The 23,791-nt window shown below is 59.4% G+C and carries 22 protein-coding genes; 9 read left to right on the top strand and 13 right to left on the bottom strand.

Translation table 11 applies throughout. From position 1 onward, the window contains the following. Window positions 1–1,836: an ABC transporter ATP-binding protein gene (locus ACQZ45_RS24340; RefSeq protein ID WP_413373099.1), complete on the top strand. Its 1,836-nt coding sequence runs from the start codon at window positions 1–3 to the stop codon at window positions 1,834–1,836. A 6-nt stretch (window positions 1,837–1,842) separates the two neighbouring features. On the opposite strand, the gene ACQZ45_RS24335 is transcribed toward ACQZ45_RS24340, so the two are convergent. Further along, window positions 1,843–2,472, bottom strand: a complete 630-nt coding sequence (locus ACQZ45_RS24335; RefSeq protein ID WP_112152938.1) for a glutathione S-transferase family protein — start codon at window positions 2,470–2,472, stop codon at window positions 1,843–1,845. A 1-nt stretch (window position 2,473) separates the two neighbouring features. Beyond that, the gene (locus ACQZ45_RS24330) at window positions 2,474–2,839 is read right to left on the bottom strand and encodes an ArsR/SmtB family transcription factor (RefSeq protein WP_003510774.1); all 366 of its coding nucleotides are present in this window, start codon (window positions 2,837–2,839) and stop codon (window positions 2,474–2,476) included. Between the two features lie 212 nt (window positions 2,840–3,051). Between ACQZ45_RS24330 and ACQZ45_RS24325 the strand changes: the two genes are divergently transcribed. Genes ACQZ45_RS24325 through ACQZ45_RS24310 form a run of 4 tightly spaced genes read left to right on the top strand, consistent with a single transcriptional unit; the run spans window position 3,052 to window position 7,921 of the window. Beyond that, the gene (locus ACQZ45_RS24325) at window positions 3,052–3,918 is read left to right on the top strand and encodes an ABC transporter substrate-binding protein (protein WP_448742576.1); all 867 of its coding nucleotides are present in this window, start codon (window positions 3,052–3,054) and stop codon (window positions 3,916–3,918) included. Continuing rightward, window positions 3,915–5,042 carry an LLM class flavin-dependent oxidoreductase gene (locus ACQZ45_RS24320; RefSeq protein WP_448742575.1) on the top strand — a complete coding sequence of 376 codons (1,128 nt, stop codon included), beginning with the start codon at window positions 3,915–3,917 and terminating at the stop codon, window positions 5,040–5,042. The genes ACQZ45_RS24325 and ACQZ45_RS24320 overlap by 4 nt, the downstream gene beginning before the upstream one ends. Window positions 5,043–5,073: 31 nt before the next feature. Then, window positions 5,074–6,906, top strand: coding sequence for a TRAP transporter large permease (locus tag ACQZ45_RS24315; protein WP_448742574.1), 1,833 nt, complete (start codon window positions 5,074–5,076; stop codon window positions 6,904–6,906). A gap of 16 nt (window positions 6,907–6,922) precedes the next feature. Then, complete coding sequence (locus ACQZ45_RS24310; RefSeq protein WP_112152934.1) at window positions 6,923–7,921, top strand: TRAP transporter substrate-binding protein; 999 nt, start codon at window positions 6,923–6,925, stop codon at window positions 7,919–7,921. Window positions 7,922–7,978: 57 nt separating this feature from the next. On the opposite strand, the gene ACQZ45_RS24305 is transcribed toward ACQZ45_RS24310, so the two are convergent. Continuing rightward, a complete protein-coding gene (locus ACQZ45_RS24305) occupies window positions 7,979–9,490 on the bottom strand; it encodes an aldehyde dehydrogenase (NADP(+)) (RefSeq protein WP_013761523.1) in 1,512 nt (503 codons plus the stop codon). Between the two features lie 245 nt (window positions 9,491–9,735). Between ACQZ45_RS24305 and ACQZ45_RS24300 the strand changes: the two genes are divergently transcribed. Continuing rightward, complete coding sequence (locus ACQZ45_RS24300) at window positions 9,736–10,089, top strand: antibiotic resistance protein VanZ (RefSeq protein ID WP_034501960.1); 354 nt, start codon at window positions 9,736–9,738, stop codon at window positions 10,087–10,089. 28 nt (window positions 10,090–10,117) lie between these two features. Here ACQZ45_RS24300 and uxuA read toward each other — a convergent pair whose 3' ends face one another. The 7 genes from uxuA to ACQZ45_RS24265 form a co-directional block, all read right to left on the bottom strand. Beyond that, window positions 10,118–11,326, bottom strand: coding sequence for a mannonate dehydratase (gene uxuA / locus ACQZ45_RS24295; RefSeq protein WP_112153971.1), 1,209 nt, complete (start codon window positions 11,324–11,326; stop codon window positions 10,118–10,120). Between the two features lie 16 nt (window positions 11,327–11,342). Beyond that, the gene (locus tag ACQZ45_RS24290; RefSeq protein WP_112153996.1) at window positions 11,343–12,389 is read right to left on the bottom strand and encodes an L-idonate 5-dehydrogenase; all 1,047 of its coding nucleotides are present in this window, start codon (window positions 12,387–12,389) and stop codon (window positions 11,343–11,345) included. A gap of 72 nt (window positions 12,390–12,461) precedes the next feature. Beyond that, window positions 12,462–13,868, bottom strand: a complete 1,407-nt coding sequence (locus ACQZ45_RS24285; RefSeq protein WP_003510762.1) for a TRAP transporter large permease — start codon at window positions 13,866–13,868, stop codon at window positions 12,462–12,464. A 4-nt stretch (window positions 13,869–13,872) separates the two neighbouring features. Continuing rightward, entirely contained in the window at window positions 13,873–14,445 is a 573-nt protein-coding gene (locus ACQZ45_RS24280; RefSeq protein WP_013761519.1) for a TRAP transporter small permease, read from the bottom strand. A 61-nt stretch (window positions 14,446–14,506) separates the two neighbouring features. Next, window positions 14,507–15,481, bottom strand: a complete 975-nt coding sequence (locus tag ACQZ45_RS24275) for a sialic acid TRAP transporter substrate-binding protein SiaP (RefSeq protein ID WP_013761518.1) — start codon at window positions 15,479–15,481, stop codon at window positions 14,507–14,509. Between the two features lie 61 nt (window positions 15,482–15,542). Then, entirely contained in the window at window positions 15,543–16,259 is a 717-nt protein-coding gene (locus ACQZ45_RS24270; protein WP_065661645.1) for a FadR/GntR family transcriptional regulator, read from the bottom strand. A 230-nt stretch (window positions 16,260–16,489) separates the two neighbouring features. Further along, the gene (locus ACQZ45_RS24265) at window positions 16,490–17,176 is read right to left on the bottom strand and encodes an HAD family hydrolase (RefSeq protein WP_019564617.1); all 687 of its coding nucleotides are present in this window, start codon (window positions 17,174–17,176) and stop codon (window positions 16,490–16,492) included. Between the two features lie 410 nt (window positions 17,177–17,586). Here ACQZ45_RS24265 and minC point away from each other — a divergent pair, with 410 nt between their 5' ends. From minC to minE, 3 genes are read left to right on the top strand one after another with little or no spacing between them, the layout of a single operon-like run. Beyond that, window positions 17,587–18,315 (top strand): septum site-determining protein MinC, encoded by a 729-nt coding sequence (gene minC, locus ACQZ45_RS24260; protein ID WP_003510754.1) that lies wholly within the window; start codon window positions 17,587–17,589, stop codon window positions 18,313–18,315. Between the two features lie 37 nt (window positions 18,316–18,352). Further along, on the top strand, window positions 18,353–19,168 hold the full coding sequence (gene minD, locus ACQZ45_RS24255; protein ID WP_003510752.1) for a septum site-determining protein MinD: 816 nt from the start codon (window positions 18,353–18,355) through the stop codon (window positions 19,166–19,168). Beyond that, window positions 19,165–19,425, top strand: a complete 261-nt coding sequence (gene minE / locus ACQZ45_RS24250; RefSeq protein ID WP_003510750.1) for a cell division topological specificity factor MinE — start codon at window positions 19,165–19,167, stop codon at window positions 19,423–19,425. Before minD ends, minE begins: the two co-directional genes overlap by 4 nt. 45 nt (window positions 19,426–19,470) lie before the next feature. On the opposite strand, the gene ACQZ45_RS24245 is transcribed toward minE, so the two are convergent. From ACQZ45_RS24245 to ACQZ45_RS24235, 3 genes are all read right to left on the bottom strand, one after another. Then, window positions 19,471–20,373, bottom strand: a complete 903-nt coding sequence (locus tag ACQZ45_RS24245) for an amino acid ABC transporter substrate-binding protein (RefSeq protein WP_003510747.1) — start codon at window positions 20,371–20,373, stop codon at window positions 19,471–19,473. A 67-nt stretch (window positions 20,374–20,440) separates the two neighbouring features. Next, window positions 20,441–21,334: an amino acid ABC transporter substrate-binding protein gene (locus tag ACQZ45_RS24240; RefSeq protein WP_060642281.1), complete on the bottom strand. Its 894-nt coding sequence runs from the start codon at window positions 21,332–21,334 to the stop codon at window positions 20,441–20,443. A 30-nt stretch (window positions 21,335–21,364) separates the two neighbouring features. Beyond that, the gene (locus tag ACQZ45_RS24235) at window positions 21,365–23,683 is read right to left on the bottom strand and encodes an EAL domain-containing protein (protein WP_013761514.1); all 2,319 of its coding nucleotides are present in this window, start codon (window positions 23,681–23,683) and stop codon (window positions 21,365–21,367) included. Window positions 23,684–23,791: the final 108 nt, after the last annotated feature.

The raw sequence follows: 23,791 nt of genomic DNA, 5'->3' as shown, positions 1-23,791 counted from the left end.
ATGACCATGCCGCAGGCCGCACCCGTTGGTGCCGAAGATGCCGTGCTTTCCGTCCGCAATCTCACCACGTCCTTTCACGTGGATGGCGGCTGGAAACCCGTGGTTCGTGATATTTCCTTTGATGTCGGGCCGGGTGAAACGGTCGCGATCGTCGGTGAAAGCGGTTCGGGTAAAAGCGTTACCTCCCTCTCCATCATGCGGCTGCTGGATCGTGAAAGCAGCAGGGTGGAGGGTGAAATCCTGCTTGGAGGACGCAACCTGCTGTCCCTCTCCGAAGATGCCATGCGGCAGGTGAGGGGAAACGAGGTCGCCATGATCTTTCAGGAGCCGATGACCAGCCTCAATCCGCTGTTCACCATCGGCGACCAGATTTCCGAGGCCTTGTTATGCCACCAGCCGATGTCGAAAACCGAAGCGAGGGCGGAGACGGTTCGGCTGCTCGAAAAGGTCCGTATTCCTTCAGCCGCATCGCGTTTCGATGAATATCCGCATCGCTTTTCCGGCGGCATGCGCCAGCGCGTGATGATCGCCATGGCGCTTGCATCCCGGCCGAAGCTGCTGATCGCCGATGAGCCGACGACCGCACTCGACGTGACCATTCAGGGCCAGATCCTTGACCTCATCAAGACGCTTCAGGAGGAGGAAGGCACGTCGGTTCTGTTCATCACCCATGACATGGGCGTGGTGGCTGAGATCGCCGATCGTACCGTTGTCATGTATCGCGGCGAGCAGGTGGAAGTTGGCGCGACCGCTGATATCTTTCATCGCGGCAAGCATCCCTATACCCGCGCGCTTTTGTCCGCCGTTCCGGTTCTGGGTTCCATGACGGGTGAGGAAAGACCGCTCAGGTTTCCCATCGTCAACACCACCACAGGCGAAACGCAGCAGCCGGCGCGGCCCGGCGATACCGTTGACGCGAGTGCCCAGCCGGTGCTCAAGGTAGAAGGGCTGACCAAGCGCTTCGATATTCACTCCGGCCTTTTGGGGCGGCTCAGCGGCCGCGTGCATGCGGTGGAGAATGTGTCCTTTGATCTCAGGGCCGGCGAGACATTGTCGTTGGTCGGCGAAAGCGGTTGCGGCAAATCGACCACCGGGCGCGCCATCATGCGGCTGATCGAGCCGGATGCCGGCTCAGTGATGGTTAATGGCGAGAATATTCTCGCCCTCGACAAATCAGGCATGCGCGAGATGCGCAAAACGGTGCAGATGATCTTTCAGGACCCCTATGCCTCGCTCAACCCGCGCATGACGGTGGGTGCGGCGATTGCCGAACCGTTTCTGGAGCACCGCATGGGAAACGCCCGCGAGGCAAAGGATGTTGTGGCCGATATGCTGGCGAAGGTCGGCCTTTCGCCCGATATGGCGGCGCGCTACCCTCATGAATTTTCCGGCGGCCAGCGTCAGCGTATCTGTATCGCCCGCGCGCTTGCGCTCCAGCCGAAGGTGATTGTCGCCGATGAGAGCGTTTCGGCGCTGGACGTTTCGATAAAGGCGCAGGTCATCAACCTGATGCTGGATCTGCAGCAAAGCCTCGATCTCGCCTTCCTGTTCATCAGCCATGACATGGCGGTGGTGGAGCGCGTCAGCCACCGGGTAGCGGTAATGTATCTCGGCGAGATCGTTGAAATCGGCCCGCGTGCGGCGGTGTTTGACAATCCGCAGCATGATTACACCCGCAAGCTGATGGCCGCCGTGCCGGTGCCGGACCCGGACCGCAGAAACACCCGGCGAAATGCCGCGAATGACGAGCTGAAAAGCCCGATCCGCGCGATCGATTACGTGGTGAAACCGCGTGAGTACCGTGAGGTCTCGCCCGGTCACCTTGTCGCCTGCTAAAGCGGGTTAAAGACCCGGTACATCGGATGTTGCGAAAGGCACGCGGTAACCGCGCCGGAAGGTTTCGCGCTGTCCGAGCTGGCGATACCATTGCTGTACCGCCGGAAAATCGTCGAGGTCAATTTTATGGCGCGCGAAACGCGAGACCCATGGCCAGATGGCGATATCGGCTATGGAAAAATCACCGGCGATGAATTCCCGGCCCGTCAGGCGCTGGTTCAGTGTGAGGTAGAGGCGCTCCGTATCCGAGGCGAAACGCGCCTCGGCAAAGGGTGCCTGTCCGGTATTGTAGGTCAGGAAATAATGGGCATAACCGAGTGTCGGGCCAAAATTGGCGGCCTGCCACATCAGCCATTCGGTGACTGCCAGCCGCGCAGCAGGGGAGGCAGGCAGAAGACGCCCGGCCTTTTCGGCGAGATAGATCAGAATCGCGTTCGATTCCGCTAGAACTGTGCCGTTATCGCGGTCGATGATTGCCGGGATTTTCGAGCCGGGATTGACGCGGGTATAGTCGGCTGAGAATTGTTCGCCTTTTTCAATGTCGATGGCGTGGCTGATATAGGGCAGGCCGAGTTCCTCCAGCGCAATCGAGATTTTCAGGCCGTTCGGGGTGATCCAGGTGTAGAGGTCGATCATGCTAATCGAACATCGCCTCATCTAGTGGCAAAGCTCGCCTGCCTTTCTTGCCGGTCACATCAGAAAGATCAGTATAAAGACCGCGCAATGTCGCAACGAGCTGGATGATGCGCGGGTCGGTGACGCGATAAATCACCTGTTTGCCTTCCCGCGAGCCCTCGATCACACCGGCATCGCGCAATTCGGCAAGCTGCTGGGAAAGTGTCGGTTGCTGAATGCCGAGCTCATATTCCAGTGCGGAAACGGAAGCCTCCGTTTCCATGAGATAACAGACGATGGCCAGGCGATTGGCGTTGGCGACAAGCTTTAAAAGCTCGCTCGCCTCCACCACGCTGCGGCAGATGAGATTGGAAACCGGTTTCGTCACGACTACAGGTCCATTTTTCAAACTATAAAAAAGTAAATTGTATTGCGATAAATTTCAATGGTTTGATTAGGCCGAGTTTGACCGTGTCAGGAAATTTTTTAAAATCTACAGGATTTATAGATTTCTCTTTCGCTTTCCCGCAGAGGATCGCCAAAACGTTCCTCGAAAACATTCTATAAAAAAGTAGATTGATTGAGAAATGAGGTGTCGACATGAAAATCGGGGTCCATCCCAACAATCTGCATTTGCGGCTCGCCCGGCTCTGGCCCGGCGCGTTTGATGAATTCGATCCGGAATTCGTGCCCTACCGCGAGGGGCGCGATACCGCAGCGCTTTTGGAAAAAGGCGAAATTCATTTCGGGGGCACGGGCTCGACGCCGCCAATCGAGGCGGATGCGCGGGGGCTTTCCGCAGCTTATATCGCTGCCTCGGCACCACGCCCCGCAAACGGCGCGATCCTCGTGGGGCGCGACAGCCCCATCCGCTCTGCGGCCGACCTTTCGGGAAAACGCATATCGCTGATTGACTGGTCTTTTCATACCTATCTTCTTGCGCGTAGCCTGGAAGGGGCGGGGCTTGGCCTTGCGGATGTAATACGCATCGAGAGCGGTGACAGCGATAGCCTGCGCGATCTCGTGGAAGGCCGCGTCGATGCCTGGGTGACGATGTCGCCACGGCTCGAAAAAGCCCTGACCCATGACGGGATCAGTCTTCTGGTCCGTTGCGGCTCCACCATTCCCAACCGTTCGCTGTTCTGGACGCTCGCGCGTCACACTGTGGCGCTGGAACAACGCGATGCGATTGCCGCCGAACTGGACCGCGTTGGCCGCGCCGTCATGGCGGATATAGACAGAGCCGCGGCCCTTCTTGCCGCCGAGCCAGGCAGCGAAGGCGATGCGCAGTCCTGGGCAAAGGTGCTGCGCTCACGCGATCTTTCGGTGGTGCCCGCCGCCGAAAATATCCTTGCCGAACAGCAGGAGGAGGCCGATACGCTTTACAGGCACGGCCATTTCTCTCTACCGGTTCTGACCGGGCAGAGACCGGCCCCACAATCAGGCAGCGCGGGAGGCGACAGATGAACGTTTTCTGGTACATGTGCGCGCCCGATGGCGCCTATCCCTGGCAACCGGAAGGATCCCGCAAGGTTGATCTCGGTTATTACAAGCAGCTTGCTCTTGCTTATGATCAGCTTGGTTACACAGGCGCCCTGTTTGCCACCGGCGCGCATGATGTCTGGGTTCTGGCTGGCGCGCTGCTTTCCTATACCGAGCGGCTGAAGTTTCTGGTCGCGATTCATCCGGGTCTTGTCGCGCCAACGCTGCTCGCCAAGATGGCGGCGACGCTTCAGGAATTTTCGCGCGGACGCCTGCTGATCAACGTCGTCTCGGGCGATACCAAGATGCTCGGTGCATATGGCATGACCATGCCGCATGACGAACGCTACGATATGGCGGATGAATATCTGCAGATCTGGCATCGTCTTTTTGCCGGTGAGACGGTCGATTTCAAGGGCCGCCATTTCCAGACCGAGGGTGCGAAGCTCGCGCTGCCGGTGGGGCAAGGCATAGAGCCACCACCGCTATGGTTCGGCGGCTCTTCGGACAAGGCGATCGAGGTCGCCGCCAAACATGTCGAGACATATCTTTCCTGGGGTGAAACGCCCGATCAGATCGGCGCGAAGGTCGATCTCGTCAAGGCGCGGGCGGAGAAACTCGGCCGTGAGCTGGAATACGGTATTCGCCTGTACGTTATTGTCCGCGATACGGATGAAGAGGCATGGGCCGCCGCCGCCGATCTTTACGGGCGCATGGACGAGCGTGCCATTGCAGCCAACCAGCGTTTCGTCGGCAAGACCGATTCCGTCGGCCAGCAGCGCATGACGGCGATGCATGGTGGACAGAAGCCTGAGAACCTGCGTGATCTCGAAATTGCCCCCAATCTCTGGGCCGGCATCGGTCTTGTTCGGCCGGGACCGGGCACCGCAATTGTCGGCTCGCCCGATACGGTGATCCGCACGCTGGAGGCCTATAAAAAGGCGGGCGTGAATACCTTTATTCTGTCCGGCATGCCATTGCTGGAAGAGGCCTTCCGTTTCGGGGAAAAGGTTCTTCCGCGTCTTGATGTATCGCGGGAAGTCTCGTCAGCCAAACAATTCACCTGGTCGACCTTGTTCGACCGCGACCTCTCGGTAAAGGCATCGTAAACATGGCCTTCCGGGAGTGGAGAAAAAAGACATGACGGCTGGTCCGGCAACGACGATTGCACAACGGCGCATCGGCCCGCAGCGTGCGGCGGAGCGGGCGCTTGCCGTTCTGGACAAGGCGCTTGGCGCGGTCGCCGCCGCAATCCTTGCGACTCTTCTCGTGGTGGTCCTGGTCAATGTCACCCTGCGTTATCTGTTTCACACCGGCTTCATCGGTGCGGAAGATCTCGGCATCTGGCTGCATGTGGCGATGATCGCGGTCGGCGCGCCGCTCAGTCTCAAAAGCGCGCTTGCCATGCGGCTCGATGTTTTCGTGCGGTTTTTGCCTGAGCGGTTTCATGCCGCCACCGAAGTTCTGGCGGATGCCTTCTCCTTCATCGCAGCACTGATCCTCGCCTTCGGTGGCGTTGAAATCGCGGCGATGCTGGGTGGTACGTCTCCGACGCTCGGTCTGCCGGAATGGGTGCGTTTTGGCTTTCTGGGTGCAGGCGGCGCGTTGATCCTTCTTTACCTGCCGCTTCAGCGTGTCAGTGAGGGCAAGACATTTGCCGTTCTAGTGTCTCTCACCATTGCAATTGCGGCCTATGTCGGCCTGCCGGAAGTCTTCATAGATACGAGCCTGCCGCCCAGCCTATTTCTGGCGCTGACGGCGGCGGTGGGGCTGGTGCTGGCAGCACCGCTCGCCCATGCCTTTCTCGCCGCAGCCTATGTGGCGATCGCCTTCGGCAGTACCTTGCCGGAGCCGGCCATCGTTTCCTCAACGGTAACAGGCATGTCGAAATTCCTGCTGCTCGCCATCCCCTTCTTCCTGCTGGCCGGAAGCCTGCTGACGGAATCGGGGGTTGCCAACCAGCTGGTTCGGTTCGCCGCCTCCATGGTTGGACACCGCCGGGCAGGGCTGGCGCAGACGACGCTGTTGACCAGCGTGCTGTTTTCCGGCGCATCCGGTTCCTCTGTTGCCAACGCCGCCTTCGGCGCTTCAACCTTCCAGCCGGAACTGGTCAAACACGGCTATCCGCCGGCGCAGGCGGGCGCGATCATCGCTGCAACGTCGGTGCTCGACAATGTCATCCCGCCCTCCATTGCCTTTCTCATCCTTGCAACGGCTACCAACCTGTCGGTGGGCTCGTTGCTGGTTGGCGGCTTTTTCGCCGGTGGGCTGATGGCGATCTGCCTTGCGGTGGCTATCCATTGGAGCGTGCGCAGCGTCGATACCCTGCCGCGCGCCACGGGCACGGAACGCTGGCGCTCGGCTATCGCCGCCATACCCGCCTTCGGTCTCGGCGTCATCGTGGTGGTCGGCATCCGCATCGGCGTCGTCACCACCACGGAGGCGGCCGCACTTGCCGCACTCTACACGCTGCTTCTCGGCTTCGGGTACCGGCTGGGCGCGGGGCGTATCTTCGCAACTTTCCGGCAATCAGCCGGTGAGGCGGCGGCCATCGGTCTCCTTATCGGCACGGCAGGCCCCTTCGCCTTTCTTCTGGCGGTCGATAATGTCTCCGGCCTCGTCACGGATTTCGTGACATTGCTTGGCGGCAGCAAGATCGCGGTGCTTCTGCTTTCCAACCTCATCCTGCTCGTGGTGGGGCTGGTGCTGGATATCGGTGCGGCCATCCTGCTGTTTGGACCGATCCTGTTGCCCGCGGCCGTTGCGGCCGGCATCGATCCCATCCATTTCGGCGTCATTCTCGTGGTCAACCTGATGATCCATGGCCTCACACCACCGCTCGGCATGCTGATCTTCGTCGTCAGCGGTGTCACCCGCATTCCGGCGACAGCGCTATTCCAGGCCGTCGTTCCCTATCTCCTATCCCTTCTCGTTTCCCTCGCCATTCTGTGCGCCTGGGCCATTGTCTTCTAAATCCGGGGTTTTATTCATGACTATTATCGATCGTCGCAATCTCCTGAAACTCTCCGCTGCGGGTGCGGCAGCACTTGCCACGCCCGCCTTCGTGCGCAACGCAAATGCCAGGACCCGCAACATTACGGTCGCCTCCCTGTTCGCGGACGACAAGCCGGAGACGAAAATCTGGGTGAAGATCAGCGAGCTGGTGGAGGCAAAGCTGCCCGGCCGTTTCCGCTTCAACATCGTCAAGAGCGGTGCGCTGGGCGGCGAAAAGGAAGTGGCGGAAAATATCCGTCTCGGATCGGTTCAGGCGAGCCTTTCCACGGTCTCTTCGCTCTCCGGCTGGGTGCCGGAACTGCAAATCCTCGATCTGCCCTTCCTGTTCCGCGATGCAGACCATGTTCGCAAGGTGGTGACGGGCGAGACCGGCAGCGAGCTGAAGACCAAGCTTGGCGCGCAGCAATTCGTGGCCGTAGACTTCATCAACTACGGCGCCCGCCATCTCCTGACCAAGGAGCCGGTAACCCGGCCAGAGCAGCTCAACGGCAAGAAGATCCGCGTCATCCAGAGCCCGCTGCACACCAAGCTGTGGAGCGCCTTCGGCACCACGCCGGTCGGCATTCCCATCACCGAGACCTATAATGCACTGTCAACCGGCGTAGCCGACGCCATGGATCTGACGAAGTCCGCCTATGCCGGGTTCAAGCTTTACGAGGTTGTGCCCTACATGACCGAGACCGGCCATATCTGGGCATCGGGCGTGGTTTATTATGGTGCGGCTTTCTGGAGCCAGCTCGATGACGAAGAGAAGAAGGCCCTGACCGAAGCATCAAGCGAAGGCGCGCTCTATTTCAACCAGCTGATCGTCGAGGACGAGGCGAAGTCTGTGGAGCTTGCGATTTCGAAGGGCGGCAAGGTCTTGCAGCCCGAAGCCTTGGATGAGTGGCGCAAGGGGGCGCAGGGCGTCTGGCAGGATTTCGCCGGCACTGTCGGCGGCATCGAGAAAATACAGGCGATCCAGTCGGCCTGATACCGAAGCACTATTGTGAATGGGGAGGGCGCAGGAGCGCCCTCCCCATTTTTTTGATCAGCGGATATCCTGCGGCAGAACGTCCGAAGGAATATTCTGGTAGGAAACAGGGCGCGTGAAGCGGCGGATCGACATGGTACCGACCGAGGTCGCGCCGAAGTTCGTGGAAGCCGGGTAGGGGCCGCCGTGAACCATGGCTTCGGAGACTTCAACGCCGGTCGGGAAGCCGTTGGCGAGAACGCGGCCGGCCTTGCGCTCGAGGATCGGCAGCAGCTTGCGGCCGAGTTCGGCGTCACCTGCGTCAAGATGCATGGTCGCTGTCAGCTGACCTTCGAAGCTCTTTGCCACTTCGATCATTTCTTCAGCGCTGTCGACCGTCACGATCAGGCCGAGCGGTCCGAAGACTTCTTCGGCGAGCGCGTGGTTGGCAACCCAGTCCTTGCCCGAAACGCGGAACAGGTAAGGCGTTGCGTTACGCAGGTCGCAGGTGGTGGTCAAAACGTCGCGCACGCCGTTACCGGCTGCGATGCGGTCGCGACCGTCACGATAGGCAGCGGCGATACCGTCGGTCAGCATGACCTGCGGGCCGACTTCGGAAAGGGCCGCCCGTGCGGTTTCCGACACGGCATCCGCCTGCGAGGCAAGCACCACGGCAATGCCGGGATTGGTGCAGAACTGGCCAGCACCCATGGTGAGCGAACCTGCCCAGCCCTTGGCGATGGCTTCACCGCGCGCGGAAACGGCTTCCGGCAGCAGGAACATCGGGTTGACGGAACCGAGTTCGCCGAAGAACGGGATCGGTTCCGGACGCTGGGCGCAGAGATCGAACAGTGCGCGGCCACCGGCGAGCGAGCCGGTGAAGCCGACTGCCTTGATGCGCGGATGCTGGACGAGCGCGGAACCGACATCGCGGCGGCCGCCCTGGATCAGCGAGAAGACGCCGGGATGCAGATTGTGCTTCTTGACGGCGGCGAGAACGGCCTCGGCAATGATTTCACCGGTGCCGGGATGGGCGGAATGACCCTTGACCACAACCGGGCAGCCGGCTGCGAGAGCGGCGGCGGTATCGCCACCGGCGGTCGAGAAGGCGAGCGGGAAGTTGGACGCACCGAAGACCGCAACGGGGCCGATCGGACGCTGCATCAGACGGATATCCGGGCGCGGCAGCGGCTGGCGGTCAGGCAGCGCTTCGTCGTGGCGGCGGTCGAGATAGTCGCCCTTGCGGATATGCGATGCGAAAAGGCGAAGCTGTCCGGTGGTGCGGCCGCGTTCACCCTGCAGGCGTCCTGCGGGCAGGCCGGTCTCGGACGTGCCGATTTCAGTGATGGCGTCGGCGCGGGCCTCGATCTCATCGGCGATGGTGTCGAGGAATGCGGCGCGCTCTTCGCGGGTCGTGTAGCCGTAGCTCCAGAAAGCCTCTTCGGCTGCTTCTGCGGCCGCATTCACCAGATCGACGGTGCCGACCGAAAAATCGAAAGCTTCGCCATGTGCAGGCTCGCTGCGGAATTTCGCTTCCGTGGCGACCCATTCTCCTGCAACCAGATGTTTGCCGTGCGGCTTGAAACTCATTGTGCTCTTCCCTGAAAATCTGATCCTGTGTGGAAAATCCACCCGATACCGTAAAACCGGACCGAAGGGCGACAGCCTGAAAGGCCATCAGCCGCGATCCTTGTCCGGTTGCCCTCTGCCTTAGCCCGAGTAAGGCTTCAGCGAAAGCCGGATTGTGCAGTATCTGTCCAAAAAGTGTGATTTATTGGGCGGTGGAAGAAAAAGACGATCTTCCGTTTATGCGCGCAGCGCTCTATTGTGACGTCATGATGACAAATAGACTTCCGAAATACATCGCCTGGTCGGTTCTGCTGCTGATCGTGATCGTTACAGTTTGCCCGATCGGGCTTCGGCCGCATACGCTGACGACCGTCGGCATCGACCGCGCCGCCGCCTTTGCCTTCTGTTCGGCTGCCTTCGTGCTGGCCTATCCGCGTTACTGGCTTGCCATCATTGTCGCGGGTGTCGTGGCGGCTTTCGGCATCGAGGCGCTGCAATTTCTGTCGCCCACACGGCATCCGCATATGACAGATGCAGTTGTGAAAGCCGTTGGCGCCATTGCCGGTGGGCTTGCCGCCTTTTCGTATCTTCAATTCAGGACGCGATTGACCGCAAGCTAAGAGGCTGCCGGCAGCCAATCGTGTCGGCTTAATTCGCCTGCTTCGCCAATCCGAAACGGCCATGCGACAGCGTGCGCTCGATGCCGCGAAGCTCTGCCAGCCCCTTCAATCGGCCGATGGCGGGATAACCCGGCTGCGCCCCGCGCGTCAGGTCATCAAGGATTTCCTGGCCATGGTCGGGCCGCATCGGAATGGTGTGGTCTGCACGGCCCTCCGCACGACGGCGGGATTCTTCCGACAGAAGTACTGCGATAACGGCGACCATATCCGTTCCACCTTCCAGATGCTCGTCCTCGAAGAAGGAGCAGGGCACGGTGTCCGTGTCGCGCGTGACGTTGCGCAGATGCACGAAATGGATGCGGTCTGCAAAACGGCTGGCGATGAAGGGCAGGTCGTTATCCGCCCGCGCGCCGAGCGAGCCGGTGCAGAGCGTAACACCATTGGCCCGGCTGTCGACTTGCGAGAGCATATGGGCGTAGTCGGACTCCGTTGAAAGAATACGCGGCAGGCCGAGCAGCGGCCATGGGGGATCGTCGCCGTGGGCGCAGATGTTGATGCCGACCTCTTCCGCGACCGGCGTCACTTCCGACAGAAAGTTGATCAGGTTCTGCTGCAGTTTTTCGCGGTTTATGCCGTGATATGAGCGCAGCTTTTCGAGAAGCTGGCTGAGCGTGTAACCATCCGCCGAACCCGGCAGGCCCGCGCCGATATTACGTCCGAGTGCGGCGATCTTCGTATCCGGCATGTCGGCGAAACATTTTGCCGCTTCCTCGATCAGCCACTCCGGATAATCGCCCTTTGCGTCGGGGCGTTTGAGAATGTGAATGTCGAAGGCGGCGAAATCGGAAAGGTCAAAACGCATGGCTTTTGCGCCGTGCTTCGTTTCCCAGCGCAGATCGGTGCGGGTCCAGTCCAGCACCGGCATGAAATTGTAGCAGACGGTGCGAATGCCCGTGGCGGAGAGGCGGCGCAGCGTCTCCTGCCAGTTGGCGATATGGTTTTTCCAGTCGCCCGTCTGGGTTTTGATCTCCTCGGAGACCGGCACGCTTTCCACCACGTCCCAATACAGCCCACCGGCCTTGATCGCCTCATGCCGTTTGGCGATCTCGTCCACCGGCCAGACATCGCCGGTGGCGATGTGGTGCAGCGCGCTTACGATGCCTTCCGCCCCTGCCTGAGCCGCATCCTGAACCGTGACCTTGTCCACCGGGCCGAACCAGCGCCATGTATGTCTCATTTTTTATCCTCAAACATCATTCTGCGGAAAATGTCAGCTGCACCTTGCAGGCGGCGGAGCGGTCTCCGGCCTGCTCGAATGCGGATTTCGCCTCTTCAAGCGGGAAGCTGTGGGAAATGATCGGCCTCACATCGATCCCGCGCGTGGAGATCAGGCGGGCGGCAATGGCGAATTCATCGTGGAAACGCTGCGAGCCGCGCCAGAGGATTTCCTTGCCCACCAGCGCATTGAGCGGAATGGTTATGTCACCGGTGACGCCCACCTGCACGACAGTACCGCGCGGACGTACACAGGCGAAGGCGGCGCGAAGCGCAGGTGCCGCGGCGGAGCAATCGAAAACGACGTCGAAATACCCCTTATTGTCCTGATAGGGTAAAAGTGCTTCTGCGTTTTTCGCGACATTGATGGTGCGGTCCGCCCCCATGGCGGGCGCGCGCTCCAGCGCCGCATCGGTTAGGTCGGTGGCGAGAATGATGCCGGCACCGGCATGGCGGGCGGCGGCAATCGTCAAGAGGCCGATCGGCCCGGCGCCCGTTACCAGCACCTTGGCGCTGGTCAGATCGCCCGCTTGTGCGACGGCATGCAGGCAGACTGCAAGCGGTTCGGTGCAGGCGGCTTCAGCGGGCGAAGTGGTGTCTGAAAATGTCGCGCATTGTTTTGCGGGAACCACGAGCCGATCACGGAACATGCCCTGTTCATGCGGCAGGCGCATGGCGCTGCCCATGAAGCGCATATCGAGGCAATGGATCGGTTGGCCTTTCAGGCAGAAATGGCAATGGCCGCAAGGCTGCGAGGGATTGACGGCGACGAGCTGGCCGAGTGCGAGCTCGCTGACGCCTTCGCCCAGCGCCTCCACCCGGCCCGATGCCTCATGGCCGCAGATGATCGGCTCGCGCACCCGCACAGGCCCGAAGCCGCCGTCCTGATAATAATGTAGATCGGAACCGCAAATGCCGCCCGCCGCCATGGTCAGCAGCACTTCACCGGGGCCGGGCGCCTGCATGTCCTGCGTTTCAACGCGGATATCTTCACGGCCGTATAGACGTGCCACGCGTGTCTGCATCACCGTGCCTTTCATCGTATGTGTATTGGATGAATGAAACCCGCGCGGCTAGCCGCGCGGGCAGTGCGTCGATTAGCGGATCAGGCCCATCTCGGTCGGCAGCCACAAGGTGATTGCCGGGATGAAGGTGATCAGCAGCAGCGCCACGAACAGCGGCACCAGCCATGGCAGAATGGCGACGGTGGTGCGCTCGACGGAGAGTTTCGCCACGCGTGAGAGCACGAACAACACCATGCCGAGCGGCGGATGCAGCAGCCCTATCATCAGGTTGAGGGTGATGATGAGGCCGAAATGCACCGGATCGATATTGAACTGCAGCACCAGCGGCAGCAGGATCGGCACGAGGATGGTGATTGCCGCGATCGTGTCTAGGAAGCAGCCGACGAACAGCATCAGCAGGTTGACCAGCAGGAGGAAAATCCACTTGCTGTCGGTGATCGTCAGGATCGCCGCCGATAGCAACTGTGCTGCCTGGCTGACCGTCAGAAGCCATGCGAAGATTGATGCCGCCGCAACGATGAAGAGAACCGATGCCGTGGTCTCTATCGTGTCGAAGGTCGATTTTGCCAGCGACTTGAACGTCATCGTCCGGTAACGGACAAGCCCGAGGAACAGAGACCACAACACGGCTGCGACAGCCGCCTCCGTCGGCGTGAACCAGCCCATCGTCATGCCGCCGATCAGGATCACCGGCGTCATCAGGGCCATCACGGCAGAGAAGTCAAAATACCAGTCGCAGGCGAGCAAGACCACCAGCACGATCAGGATCGACAGGTTGAGCGACAGGCCAAACAGCGTCAGGAGATAGATGCCGAGCGGCACCATCATGACGACGAGCACTTCAAGCGAAGCGCCGAAGATGGTTCTGAGGTTGAACGGCGTATCGGAACCCCAACCCTTGACGTAGGCGAAAACGGCAACGGTGATCATCATCAAAAGCGTCATGACGACGCCTGGAACGATGCCGGCCATGAACAGTGCGCCGATCGAGACGTTTGCCATCATGCCGTAGATGACGAAGGGCAACGATGGCGGAAAGATCGGCCCGAGCGTTGCGGAAGCGGCGGTGACGCCGACGGCCGCTTCGACCGGATAACCATGATCCTTCATTGCCTTGATTTCGATGGTGCCGATGCCGGCGGCGTCGGCGAGGGCCGTGCCGGACATGCCGGAAAAGATTACCGAGCCGATGATGTTGACCTGTGCCAGACCACCTTTCATCCAGCCGACCAACGCCACGGCAAAGGAATAGATGCGTCCCGTCACCCCCGCCGTGTTCATGAGATTGCCGGCAAGGATGAAGAAGGGAACGGCGAGAAGCGGGAAGCTTTCCACGCCCGCAATCAGACGCTGCGCCGCGATGATATCTGGCGCGACATTATACGAGACGATGTAGAGAAGCGATGCCGTGGCCATTGAAATGGCGACCGGCAGGCCGATCAGCATCAACAGAAGAAACGAGCCGATAAGAATAAGCATATGTTCAATCCCCCGCGCTCTGGAATTCTTCCGGCCGTTCCAGAACGGAATAGCCACGCTGCATGTTGGCGATGAAGACCTGCACCGAACGGAAGAACATCAGGACGAAAGCGGCCAGAACCGTATAGAAAACGATGTTGCGCGGCAGGGCGACGGTGACCATTTCCTCGTCCGCGACGATTTCCAGATACCGCCACATCAGCCACGAGGTGTAGGCGAAGAACACAATGCGCAGCACGTCGACAAGGATCGACATGACGCGGGCAACCTGCGGCGGAACGTAGTGATAAAGCACATCCACCTGGATGTGGCGTGACATGCGCACGCACATGACCGAACCTAGAAACACCACGCCAATCAGGCAGTTGACGGCGATTTCTTCCGTCCAGGCATAGCTGTCGTTAAGCACGTAACGGGTGAAGAATTGAAGGAACACGCAACCTGTCATCAGCCAGAAAAGGCCAAGCGTAACCCAGTCCTCGAAGGCGTAGACCTTCAGGTCGACTTCGGGCGGCGCCTCGTCAAACGTGTGGGCGAGTTCTTCAGGCGTGACCTGAGTATGAATTTCCTGCGACATTGAGATATCCCGTCTGGAGAGAAAGGGCGGTGCGGCAACGGAGGCCGCACCGGATCTTGGCTCACTTGACGGCGCGAATGGCTTCCCAGTCGGCCTTGTCGTAACCGAAGTCCTCGAACTTCACCTTCTCCATGACGTTCTTCTCAAAGTCCGCCTTGTCCACCTCTGCGACGTTCAGGCCACGCTTCTTGAACTCTTCCACGAGGCTTTTTTCGCGTCCTTCGATGGTCTTCGTGGTCCGCACGGCGGCTTCCTGCATGACGTCCGTGAAGATTTTCTTGTCTTCATCGGAAAGCTTCGACCACAGGTTCTTCGAGATCACCGTGTTGAGGTGGTCGACGATGTGGCCGGTCAGCACGATGTTCTTCTGCACTTCGAAGAACTTCTTTGCCTCGATGGTGGTCAGCGGGTTTTCCTGTGCATCGACCGTGCCGTTCTGAAGCGCCAGATAGACTTCTGCGAATGCGATCGGGGTCGTGTTGGCGCCGCAGGCGCGTGGCATGGCGAGATAGGCCGGAACGTCGGGAACACGCATCTTCAGTCCCGCCATATCGGCGCAGTTGGCAATCGGCTTGTTCGACGTGGTGTGGCGCGTGCCGTAATAGCTGACGGCGGCGATGTGGTTGCCGGTCTTGTCCTCGTAACCCTTGGCAAGCCGCTTGAAGATATCACTCTTGGTATAGGCGATCAGATGGCTCGGGTCGCGGAAGATATATGGGAAATAGGTGACGCCGATCGGCTTGAAGTCACGTGCGGCAAAACTGGAGCCGGAGATGATGATATCCACCGTGCCGATCTTCAGGCCCTGGTTGATATCCGCTTCCTTGCCGAGCTGCGAGGCGGGGAATACATCCACCTTGTAGCGGCCGTCGGTGCGCTTGGCGATTTCTTCCGCAGCCCAGACCGAATCCGTGTGGAACGGTTCGGAGGTCTCGTAGACATGCGCCCATTTCAGCGTTGTTTGCGCCTGTGCCGCCAAAGCCGAAAGCAAAATGGCAGCGGTTGCGCCCATCAAAGTCGACAATCTGATTTTCATTCTTAACTCCTCCCGAATTAAAGCCAGATTTCTGTTTTTCCCGTCGCCGGTTGCGGCGCGGTCACTCCTCTCCGATCGTTTCCTCCCCGAAACTCTCGGAAAATCTCTTTTGCGACAGCGTCAGATGCTGGCGCATCGCCTCGCGTGCGCCTTCCGGATCGTTCGCCGCGATCGCGTCGCGGATCACCCGGTGTTCCTGAACCGCAAGAATCCATGTGTGAGGACCCTCGAAATAGCTGGCGAGCTTTTCGAAATAGGGCGAAAGGCTGCGCTCGTCATAGATCAGGCCGGTAAAGCGGTTCAGCGCCGAGTTGCCGATGATGTCGGCAATGGCGGTGTGGAAGGCGCGGTCCAGGTTGAGGGCCTGCGGCGAATTGTCGAGCGCCCCGGCCATGCGTTCGATGATGTCGTCCAGCCTGGCGATGCATTCAGACGTGGCAAGCCGCGCGGCCTCCTCGGCAATAGCGCTTTCAATGATGCAGCGCGCCTGCAGGATTTCGAATGGGCCGTGCGCGTCCGGCACGGGTGACTTTGCCTTGTTAGCCGTTCGGGACGTGTTCACATACACGCCCGAACCCATGCGGATATGGATATGGCCTTCCACTTCCAGAACGATCAGTGCTTCCCGCACCGTCGGGCGGGACACGCCAAAACGTTCCGCCAGATCGCGCTCCGCCGGCAGGCGCTGACCGTCCGTCAGTTCCCCGCTCTCGATAAGCAAGCGAATTTGTTCCGCGACCAGCCTGTAGAGGCGGCGCGGCTCCAGAGCCAAAAACATGATGTCCTCCCAGCGCGAAAGTCTCCCCCCTTCGCGCAAGCGGTAAGATGGTCTTACCAATTTTATTAGGTAGGATTTATGCGGTGCTGTCAATTGGCCGCTAGAGGAAAACTACACGGCGAAAGACTGGGGACCGGTGCGGCAGGCTCGGCGCAATGGATTGGATTTTACGAACGTGATTGATCCTCGGGGCAGACCCGAGGGTGACACCGCATGTTTGGGTTGGCTTTTCAGCCCTTGTTACTTGTGAGCTTCAAGCCGCCGTCGTCGCCGATGGTGACGTCCAGCTCACCGTACCCACCGATCGAAAGGTGCGGCGTTTCGATGGGATGCGAATGAGTGGCGTTAATGACCACGACCGTTGCGCCCATGCTTTCCCCCGCCAGAATGCCGGCGGGCGCATCTTCGAAGACGACGCAGTCTTCAGGTGCGACGCCGAGCTTCGCAGCAGCCTTTCTGTAACCCTCCGGGTCAGGCTTGCCGTTCACAACGTCCTCGGCACAGATCATCACTGGAGGCGGGGTGAGGCCTGCCGCAGCCAACCGGAGTTCGGCAAGGGCGCGGGCGGCGGAGGTGACGATAGCCCATTTTCCGGCCGGCAATTTCTCAAGAAATGCGGCTGCCTGCGGAATCTGGAGGATGCCGTCAACATCGTCCATTTCCTTTTGCAAAAGCATATCCGCCTGTTCCTGGATATCGAGGCCGGGAACTGCCTCGCGACGCACAACCTCGGATGCGCGCATGCCATGGATGCGCTGCAGGAAAGCCTCCGGCTCTATGCCGTTGTCTACGGCCCATTCGCGCCAGACCCGCTCCACCACCGCAATGGAATTCAGCAGCGTTCCATCCATGTCGAACAGGAAGGCGCCATATTCGCGCGAGGAGATCTGGGCGGTCGCCGGGACTTTGCTGTGCATCGCATTCTTCCGTTGGATGTGTCGGGTTGGCCTCGTGTCTATAGCATCGGCAGGCATAACGGAATCGTTTTTCCGCTCCTCAAGCAAATGGCGACCCATCCGCCAGTGGCGAACATCGTGCCGGAATCGGACAGTTTGCACGGACTGCGACTCGGGGCATGGTCAGGCAGGGGAGGCGGCGTCCGCACACGGTCATGCGGGCGTCAGGTTGCAGCAAGGATCAACTGCTATTGTGAGTTTTCGAAAGCAGGCAAAGTTCGCAAAATCAAAAGCTAAACGGAGCTTATGAATGTTGTGCATGAGATTTTTCGCAGCGGAATTCTCTTAACGAAACCGTCGTTTAAGGGGTGTTGTTAACCATTTGTTAACCATATTCGAGGTACCTAATTGTCAACGATTTGTTTACCAAGATGACCAAAGTGCTAACAGACCAGCGTTCGATCCGTATCAAAGGCCGCTCCTTCCTCGCGGTCGTTCTGTCCCCTGAAGCTCCGCTCGATCAATGGCTGGAACGGCTGGATGATCTTGCTGCACGTTCGGCCGGGTTCTTCCTGTCGCGTCCGGTGGTTCTGGATGCGTCTGAACTGTCGCTGGACAAGGCAGGGCTGAAGGCTCTGCTGGCAGCGCTGACGGAACGTAATGTCGGCATCATGGGGATCGAAGGTGTTCGCCCCTCGATGATCGAGCCGGGCATGCCGCCGTCGCTGAAGGGCGGAAAGCCCGCTTCAGATGTCGAGGTCGAGCCCGTCGCCATTGCCGCCGAATTGCCGGAAGAAAAGCCGCGCGCTTCGGGCGAGGTTCGGGCCGTGGTGCAGTCGCTGGTCATCAACGAGCCGGTGCGCTCCGGCCAGTCGATCATGTTCCCCGAAGGCGATGTGACCGTCATCGGTTCGGTCGCCTCGGGTGCGGAAATCATCGCGGGCGGGTCGGTGCATATTTACGGGGCGTTGCGCGGTCGCGCCATGGCCGGTTCGCTTGGCAATGTTTCGGCGCGCATCTTCTGCCGCAAGCTGGAAGCGGAGCTACTGGCAATCGACGGTGTCTACAAGGTTGCCGAGGACATTGACGACAAGCTGCGCGGCCAGCCCGTTCAGCTGTGGCTGGAAAACGATACGATAAAGGCCGAAAAACTTGGCTGACGACATAGAGAAAACAACACAGGAACAGGAGAGCCGTATGGGGAAGGTAGTCGTTGTTACTTCCGGCAAGGGCGGGGTTGGCAAGACCACCTCGACCGCAGCGCTTGGCGCCGCATTGGCGCAGAACAAGCAGAAGGTCGTAGTTGTCGATTTTGACGTCGGACTGCGTAACCTCGATCTCGTCATGGGTGCTGAACGCCGGGTGGTTTACGATCTCGTCAACGTCATCCAGGGCGATGCCAAGCTGACGCAGGCGCTGATCCGCGACAAGCGCCTCGAGACGCTGTTCCTGCTGCCCGCCTCGCAGACACGCGACAAGGACAATCTGACGCCGGAAGGCGTGGAATGGGTCATCGCCGAGTTGAAGAAACATTTCGACTGGGTCATCTGCGACAGCCCGGCCGGTATCGAACGCGGCGCGACGTTGGCCATGCGCCATGCGGATGTGGCCGTCGTGGTCACCAATCCGGAAGTCTCCTCGGTGCGTGACAGTGACCGCATCATCGGCCTGCTCGATTCCAAGACGCTGAAGGCCGAACGCGGCGAGCGCATGGAAAAGCACCTGCTTCTGACGCGCTATGATTCGGCCCGTGCCGAGCGTGGCGACATGCTGAAGGTCGACGACGTTCTGGAAATCCTCTCCATTCCGCTGCTCGGTATCATTCCCGAAAGCACGGATGTGCTGCGTGCTTCCAACGTCGGTGCACCGGTTACGCTCGCGGATGCCCGTTGTGCACCTGCGATGGCTTACTTCGACGCTGCCCGCCGCCTGTCAGGCGAGGACATTCCGGTGGTCATTCCGGGCGAAAAGCGGGGTATCTTCTCCAAGATCTTTGCTAGGAGGGCTGCATGAGCATTTTCGGCCTGTTCCGTAAACAAAAGTCGGCACCGCTTGCGCGCGAGCGACTGCAGGTGTTGCTTGCCCACGAAAGGGCGTCGTCGGGAACCGATCTCGTCGCCGTCCTCCGGGAAGAAATTCTCGCCGTCATCGCCAAGCATGTACAGATCGATAACGATCGGGTGCATGTGAAGATGGATCGTGACGAGCATGTCTCCATACTGGAGATCGATGTCGAGATACCGTTGAGCGCCGACCTGCGCGCCGCGTGATGTTTTCTCCGAATACCGCCGCCCCTTGCAGGGCGGCGTTTTTCTTTACTCTGCCGTCGTATCGACCGGCATTCTAAATGCCTCGGCCAGATCGTCGGGAAGCGGGCGCTTGAGGTTTATGCCGTTCGGCGGGATCGGCGCGTTGAACCACTTGTCGTAGATCGCGTTGATTTCGCCGCTTGCATAAATTTTCCCAAGGGCTTCGTTGACGGCGTTCTTGAAGGCGGTGTCGCCCCGTCGGAGCATCAGGCCATAGGGCTGTGGTGGGGCAAGATATTCGTTCGAGATGGAATAGTCTTCGGGCTTGCCCGTTTCAGCGACGAAGGACCTCAGAAGAATATCGTCCATGACGAAGGCCGAGGCTCGATCTTCCGTCACCATGTCGAAACTGCCTTCCGTACTGTCGTTTTGCAGGACGGCGATGTTCAGTCCCAGTTTGCGGTTAAGCACATTCAGCTGACTGATATTGATCGTTCCCGTTGTCACCACCACGGTTCGACCGGCAAGATCGCTGACGCTTGTCATGTTGCTTGATTTCAGGGCGACATAACGCGTGCCGGTGATGAAGTGGCTGTAGGAAAACCACACGGCCTTGCGTCTTTCCTCCGTATTCGTGCTCGCCACGCATTCCATGTCGATTGTGCCATCATTGAGAAGCGTGATGCGGTTGCTGGGGGTGCGCTTGACGAAATCGATTTTCAATTCCGGCAGGCCCAACTTCTTCTTGATGGAATCCGCCACCTTCAGGCACAGTTCGATGCTGTAACCGATCGGCTCCGGACCAATTCCCATATAGGAAAAGGGAAGATTTCTGTCGGCAAAGCCGAGCCGGATGGTGCCGGTTCTGGCAATGGTTTCGAGTGTAGGCGGTTGGGTCTCGTCGGCGGCTGCAATGGTGGGTAAAAGACTAAAAACCCCAAGCATGAGCCACAATGTCGATCTCTGCATCGCGCATCTCCAGCCAAAATTATCAGTCAAAACATTTTCATAAAATAGAGGTGGGGTTTTTACTCCCTCAGTCCCGGTATTCGCTCGGATGGTCATAGGCTTGTTTCAAGGAGGCGGTCATCGGCAGGTTCAGGTTCATGCCATTGGGCGGAATGGGTTTGGTGAACCATTTTTCGTAAAGGCCGTGAATGGTGGGACCGGTGAAGATCTGCCGCAGGCTTTCGTTGACCGCCGCCTTGAAGGCCGGGTCGTTGCGCCGAAACACCAGGCCGTACGGTTCGGGTGCGCTCAGCGTTTCGTCCGAGAGCGCGTAGAGGTCGGGATTCTCCGATGTTGCCGCCAGCGCCGCCAGCAATATGCCATCCATGACGAAAGCAGAGGCCTTGCCGGCAACGACGAGTTCGAAGGCTTCCTCATTGGTTTTTGTGGGCATCACCGAGATATTGAGGTTCTTTTCGCGGTTCACCGCATTCAGCTGCTCGATGTTGACCGTGCCGGAGGCGGATGTGACGGAGCGTCCGGCCAGATCGGCAAGGCTCTTCAGATTGTCCTGTTTACGGGAGAGAAATTGCGTCGCGGTCATGAAATTCGGATAGGAGAAATCCACCATTTTCCGGCGTTCGCTGTTGTTGGTCGTCGCCGCGCATTCAATATCGATCTTGCCGCTCCGGACGAGAATGAACCGGGTTGCGGGCGTGGCCTTTACATATTCAATGTCGAGTTTGTCCAGCTTCAGTTGCGTGCGGATGTCCTCGCTGATCGCACGGCAAAGATCAGTCGAGAAGCCGGTCACTTCTCCGTCCGGCAGCTGATAGGAAAACGGCGGTTCTGCCTCACGATAACCGATGCGGATTTTCGCGGTCTTGGCAATCTGCCGAAGCGTATCGCCTTCGCCGGCGGCCTGCACCGGAGTTGTGGGGATAAAGCATGTGAGGAAAAGGCAAAATACTGAAATGCGCATTTTATGTCCTTTTGGCTGTCAGCCGCGTTCTCAAATCGCTTTTTGTGGCGGGTAATAGGTTTCCTGCATCGGTCGTCCGACGTCGCTATATTCGTCGTTTCCGGTTTGGGCGATGACGGCACGGTTCTTGAGTATCCGGGCAAGCGGCGCCGGCTCGGCAAAATAATAGCCCTGTGCCTCGTCACATCCGGAAAGCTTGAGGGCCTCGACCTGTTTCTTGTCTTCCACGCCCTCGGCGGTGACTTTCAGGCCGATCTGTTCTGCCATGTCGATGATGGTGTTGACGATGGCCGAGCACATTGGATTTTCCGGCAGGCCGGAAACGAATTCGCGGTCGATCTTGATCTTGTCGAAGGCAACATGCGTCAGCGTGCTCAACCCGGCATAACCGGTGCCGAAATCATCAAGCACGAGGCGGACGCCCATTTCCTTCAGCAGCTTTAAAGCCCTGGCGCTGTTGTCGCGCTCGAGCATTGCCGTTTCCGTCACTTCAAGCTCGAGCCGCTCGGCCGGGAAGCCGGAGGCTTTCAGCGCGCCGTCAACGATCGGGACAATATCGTCATTGCAAAGCTGCACGGCGGAAAGATTGACGGCAAGTCGGATATCCCTGGGCCAGGTCATGGCGTCCATGCAGGCCTGCGCCAAAACCCATTCGCCCAGAGGTTTGATGAAATTGTTTTCTTCGGCAAGCGTTATGAAGCGATCCGGCGTGATGATGCCAAGCTTGCTGTGCCGCCATCTGGCAAGGGCCTCGTAGGCGACAATGCGGCCGCTCTCCAGATTGACCACGGGCTGGTAATACAGCTCGAATTCGTGGTTTTCGAGCGCGGATTTCATGTCTATTTCGAGCGCGTGCTTGTGCTGCGCCGCCATGTCCATGCCAGGCTCGTAAAAGACAAAAAAGCCGCATCCCATGGATTTCGCCCGGTAGAGACCAAGGTCCGCATGTTGCAGAAGCTGGGTGGCGGAGTTGCCGTGATCGGGCGCGCAGGCGATGCCGATGCTGGTATCGACGCTTATATGGCTACCTTCGAGGCTGAAGCTGCGCGAGACCGCATGGACCACGCGCTTTGCCAGCGCGCCCGCATCCTCGCGACAATTATCGGTCACCGCTTGTATGATCGCAAATTCGTCGCCGCCGAGCCTGCTCACCATGTCGTTTTCACCGAGCACGGAGGAAATCCGCGAGGCCACGGCCACCAGCAGGGCGTCGCCTGCCGCGTGTCCCAACGTATCGTTGACGGCCTTGAAGCGGTCGAGATCGAGCAGCATGACGTTGAACGGCTGGCCTGACGTGGAAAGATGTTCGAGACGGTTCTCCAGCGTCTTCATCAAGAGCACGCGGTTGGGAAGCCCCGTCAGCGCATCATGATGGGCCATATGTTCCAGTTGCTGCGCCATGTCACGTATCTGCCTGAGCCGTCCACGTTCCAGAACGGCCTCCCGCAGGGTTTCGATGGCGGTGGCCATATCGCCGATCTCGTCCCGTCGATCCTGAAACGGTGTGACGACATCGGTTTCCTCACGGGCGATCCTGAGTGTCGCCTGCACCAGCGCCGGAACGGGTTTCAGAAAATGCCTGGCAATCAGCGTCACGAGAACGCCGGTGACGGTCAGAACAACGATCAGGGCGACGAGCGAATTGTAGATGAGCTTGCGCTGCGCGCCATAAAGTGCGTCCGAACCGCCGATGCTGACGGCGACCGCGCCAATCGGTTTTTTCGTTTCCGTGCTGATGATCGGCAATAGGCCGATATAATGGCTGGAATCGCCAATCGTCGCAAAGCCGGTGGCAAAACGCGCGGCGACCGCATCTCTGGAGAAGATGGGATCGGTGGCAATCGGTTTTTCGGCGTCGTCGGTGGCGTTGTCGAAGGCCGCCGCGATTTGACGGAATCCGGAATCGGCCTCATCGTAGCGGAAAAGCCAGACGGCATTCTTGGTCTGCGCACCGATGAGGGCGAGAACGTCGCTGGGGTTGAAGCCGGTAACGAGAATGGATGCGTCGTCGCCAATCGGCTTGTCGGTCAAGATGCCGTTCACCTGTCCGTCCGTGTCGGCGGTGACGCTGACATAGGTATAGATGCTGCGCAGGGTGGCGCTGGCAATCTGTGAATTGACGCGGGCCTGGTTGAGCCATTGCTCGCTGGCTGCGGCAACGAACATGTACCAGCCGACGAGCGCCCCGATGCTGTAGGAAAAGATCACGCCGCCGAGAAATATCAGGGTTATCTTGCTGGCGAGCGAACGCCGCCGCGAAAAGCGGCCCGGTACCGGCTGCGTCGTTGAGCGAAGCGTGTCACCGGTTTCAGTCTGTCTATCTATCCCCCGATAGGCAGTCTCTTCCATTCGCGATATTCCCCCGCGATGTCGCGTTATGATTGTTTTATGGAATTTTTATAGGGCATGTATTTCAATGGTGTCTGCTAAATAATTCAACAAAGTTTAGATGCGATT

It is taken from the genome of Agrobacterium sp. 16-2014-1-2a (assembly GCF_053522705.1).
Note: the sequence above shows the minus strand (reverse complement) of the source record. Positions and strands in the feature narration are given on the sequence as shown.

Excerpts from the sequence above, each read along its gene's own strand:
- ACQZ45_RS24340 (WP_413373099.1), top strand. The coding sequence starts at position 1 with ATGACCATGCCGCAGGCCGCACCCGTTGGTGCCGAAGATGCCGTGCTT.
- ACQZ45_RS24335 (WP_112152938.1), bottom strand. The coding sequence starts at position 2,472 with ATGATCGACCTCTACACCTGGATCACCCCGAACGGCCTGAAAATCTCG.
- ACQZ45_RS24325 (WP_448742576.1), top strand. The coding sequence starts at position 3,052 with ATGAAAATCGGGGTCCATCCCAACAATCTGCATTTGCGGCTCGCCCGG.
- ACQZ45_RS24320 (WP_448742575.1), top strand. The coding sequence starts at position 3,915 with ATGAACGTTTTCTGGTACATGTGCGCGCCCGATGGCGCCTATCCCTGG.
- ACQZ45_RS24315 (WP_448742574.1), top strand. The coding sequence starts at position 5,074 with ATGACGGCTGGTCCGGCAACGACGATTGCACAACGGCGCATCGGCCCG.
- ACQZ45_RS24310 (WP_112152934.1), top strand. The coding sequence starts at position 6,923 with ATGACTATTATCGATCGTCGCAATCTCCTGAAACTCTCCGCTGCGGGT.
- ACQZ45_RS24305 (WP_013761523.1), bottom strand. The coding sequence starts at position 9,490 with ATGAGTTTCAAGCCGCACGGCAAACATCTGGTTGCAGGAGAATGGGTC.
- ACQZ45_RS24300 (WP_034501960.1), top strand. The coding sequence starts at position 9,736 with ATGATGACAAATAGACTTCCGAAATACATCGCCTGGTCGGTTCTGCTG.
- uxuA (WP_112153971.1), bottom strand. The coding sequence starts at position 11,326 with ATGAGACATACATGGCGCTGGTTCGGCCCGGTGGACAAGGTCACGGTT.
- ACQZ45_RS24290 (WP_112153996.1), bottom strand. The coding sequence starts at position 12,389 with ATGCAGACACGCGTGGCACGTCTATACGGCCGTGAAGATATCCGCGTT.
- ACQZ45_RS24285 (WP_003510762.1), bottom strand. The coding sequence starts at position 13,868 with ATGCTTATTCTTATCGGCTCGTTTCTTCTGTTGATGCTGATCGGCCTG.
- ACQZ45_RS24280 (WP_013761519.1), bottom strand. The coding sequence starts at position 14,445 with ATGTCGCAGGAAATTCATACTCAGGTCACGCCTGAAGAACTCGCCCAC.
- ACQZ45_RS24275 (WP_013761518.1), bottom strand. The coding sequence starts at position 15,481 with ATGAAAATCAGATTGTCGACTTTGATGGGCGCAACCGCTGCCATTTTG.
- ACQZ45_RS24270 (WP_065661645.1), bottom strand. The coding sequence starts at position 16,259 with ATGTTTTTGGCTCTGGAGCCGCGCCGCCTCTACAGGCTGGTCGCGGAA.
- ACQZ45_RS24265 (WP_019564617.1), bottom strand. The coding sequence starts at position 17,176 with ATGCACAGCAAAGTCCCGGCGACCGCCCAGATCTCCTCGCGCGAATAT.
- minC (WP_003510754.1), top strand. The coding sequence starts at position 17,587 with ATGACCAAAGTGCTAACAGACCAGCGTTCGATCCGTATCAAAGGCCGC.
- minD (WP_003510752.1), top strand. The coding sequence starts at position 18,353 with ATGGGGAAGGTAGTCGTTGTTACTTCCGGCAAGGGCGGGGTTGGCAAG.
- minE (WP_003510750.1), top strand. The coding sequence starts at position 19,165 with ATGAGCATTTTCGGCCTGTTCCGTAAACAAAAGTCGGCACCGCTTGCG.
- ACQZ45_RS24245 (WP_003510747.1), bottom strand. The coding sequence starts at position 20,373 with ATGCAGAGATCGACATTGTGGCTCATGCTTGGGGTTTTTAGTCTTTTA.
- ACQZ45_RS24240 (WP_060642281.1), bottom strand. The coding sequence starts at position 21,334 with ATGCGCATTTCAGTATTTTGCCTTTTCCTCACATGCTTTATCCCCACA.
- ACQZ45_RS24235 (WP_013761514.1), bottom strand. The coding sequence starts at position 23,683 with ATGGAAGAGACTGCCTATCGGGGGATAGATAGACAGACTGAAACCGGT.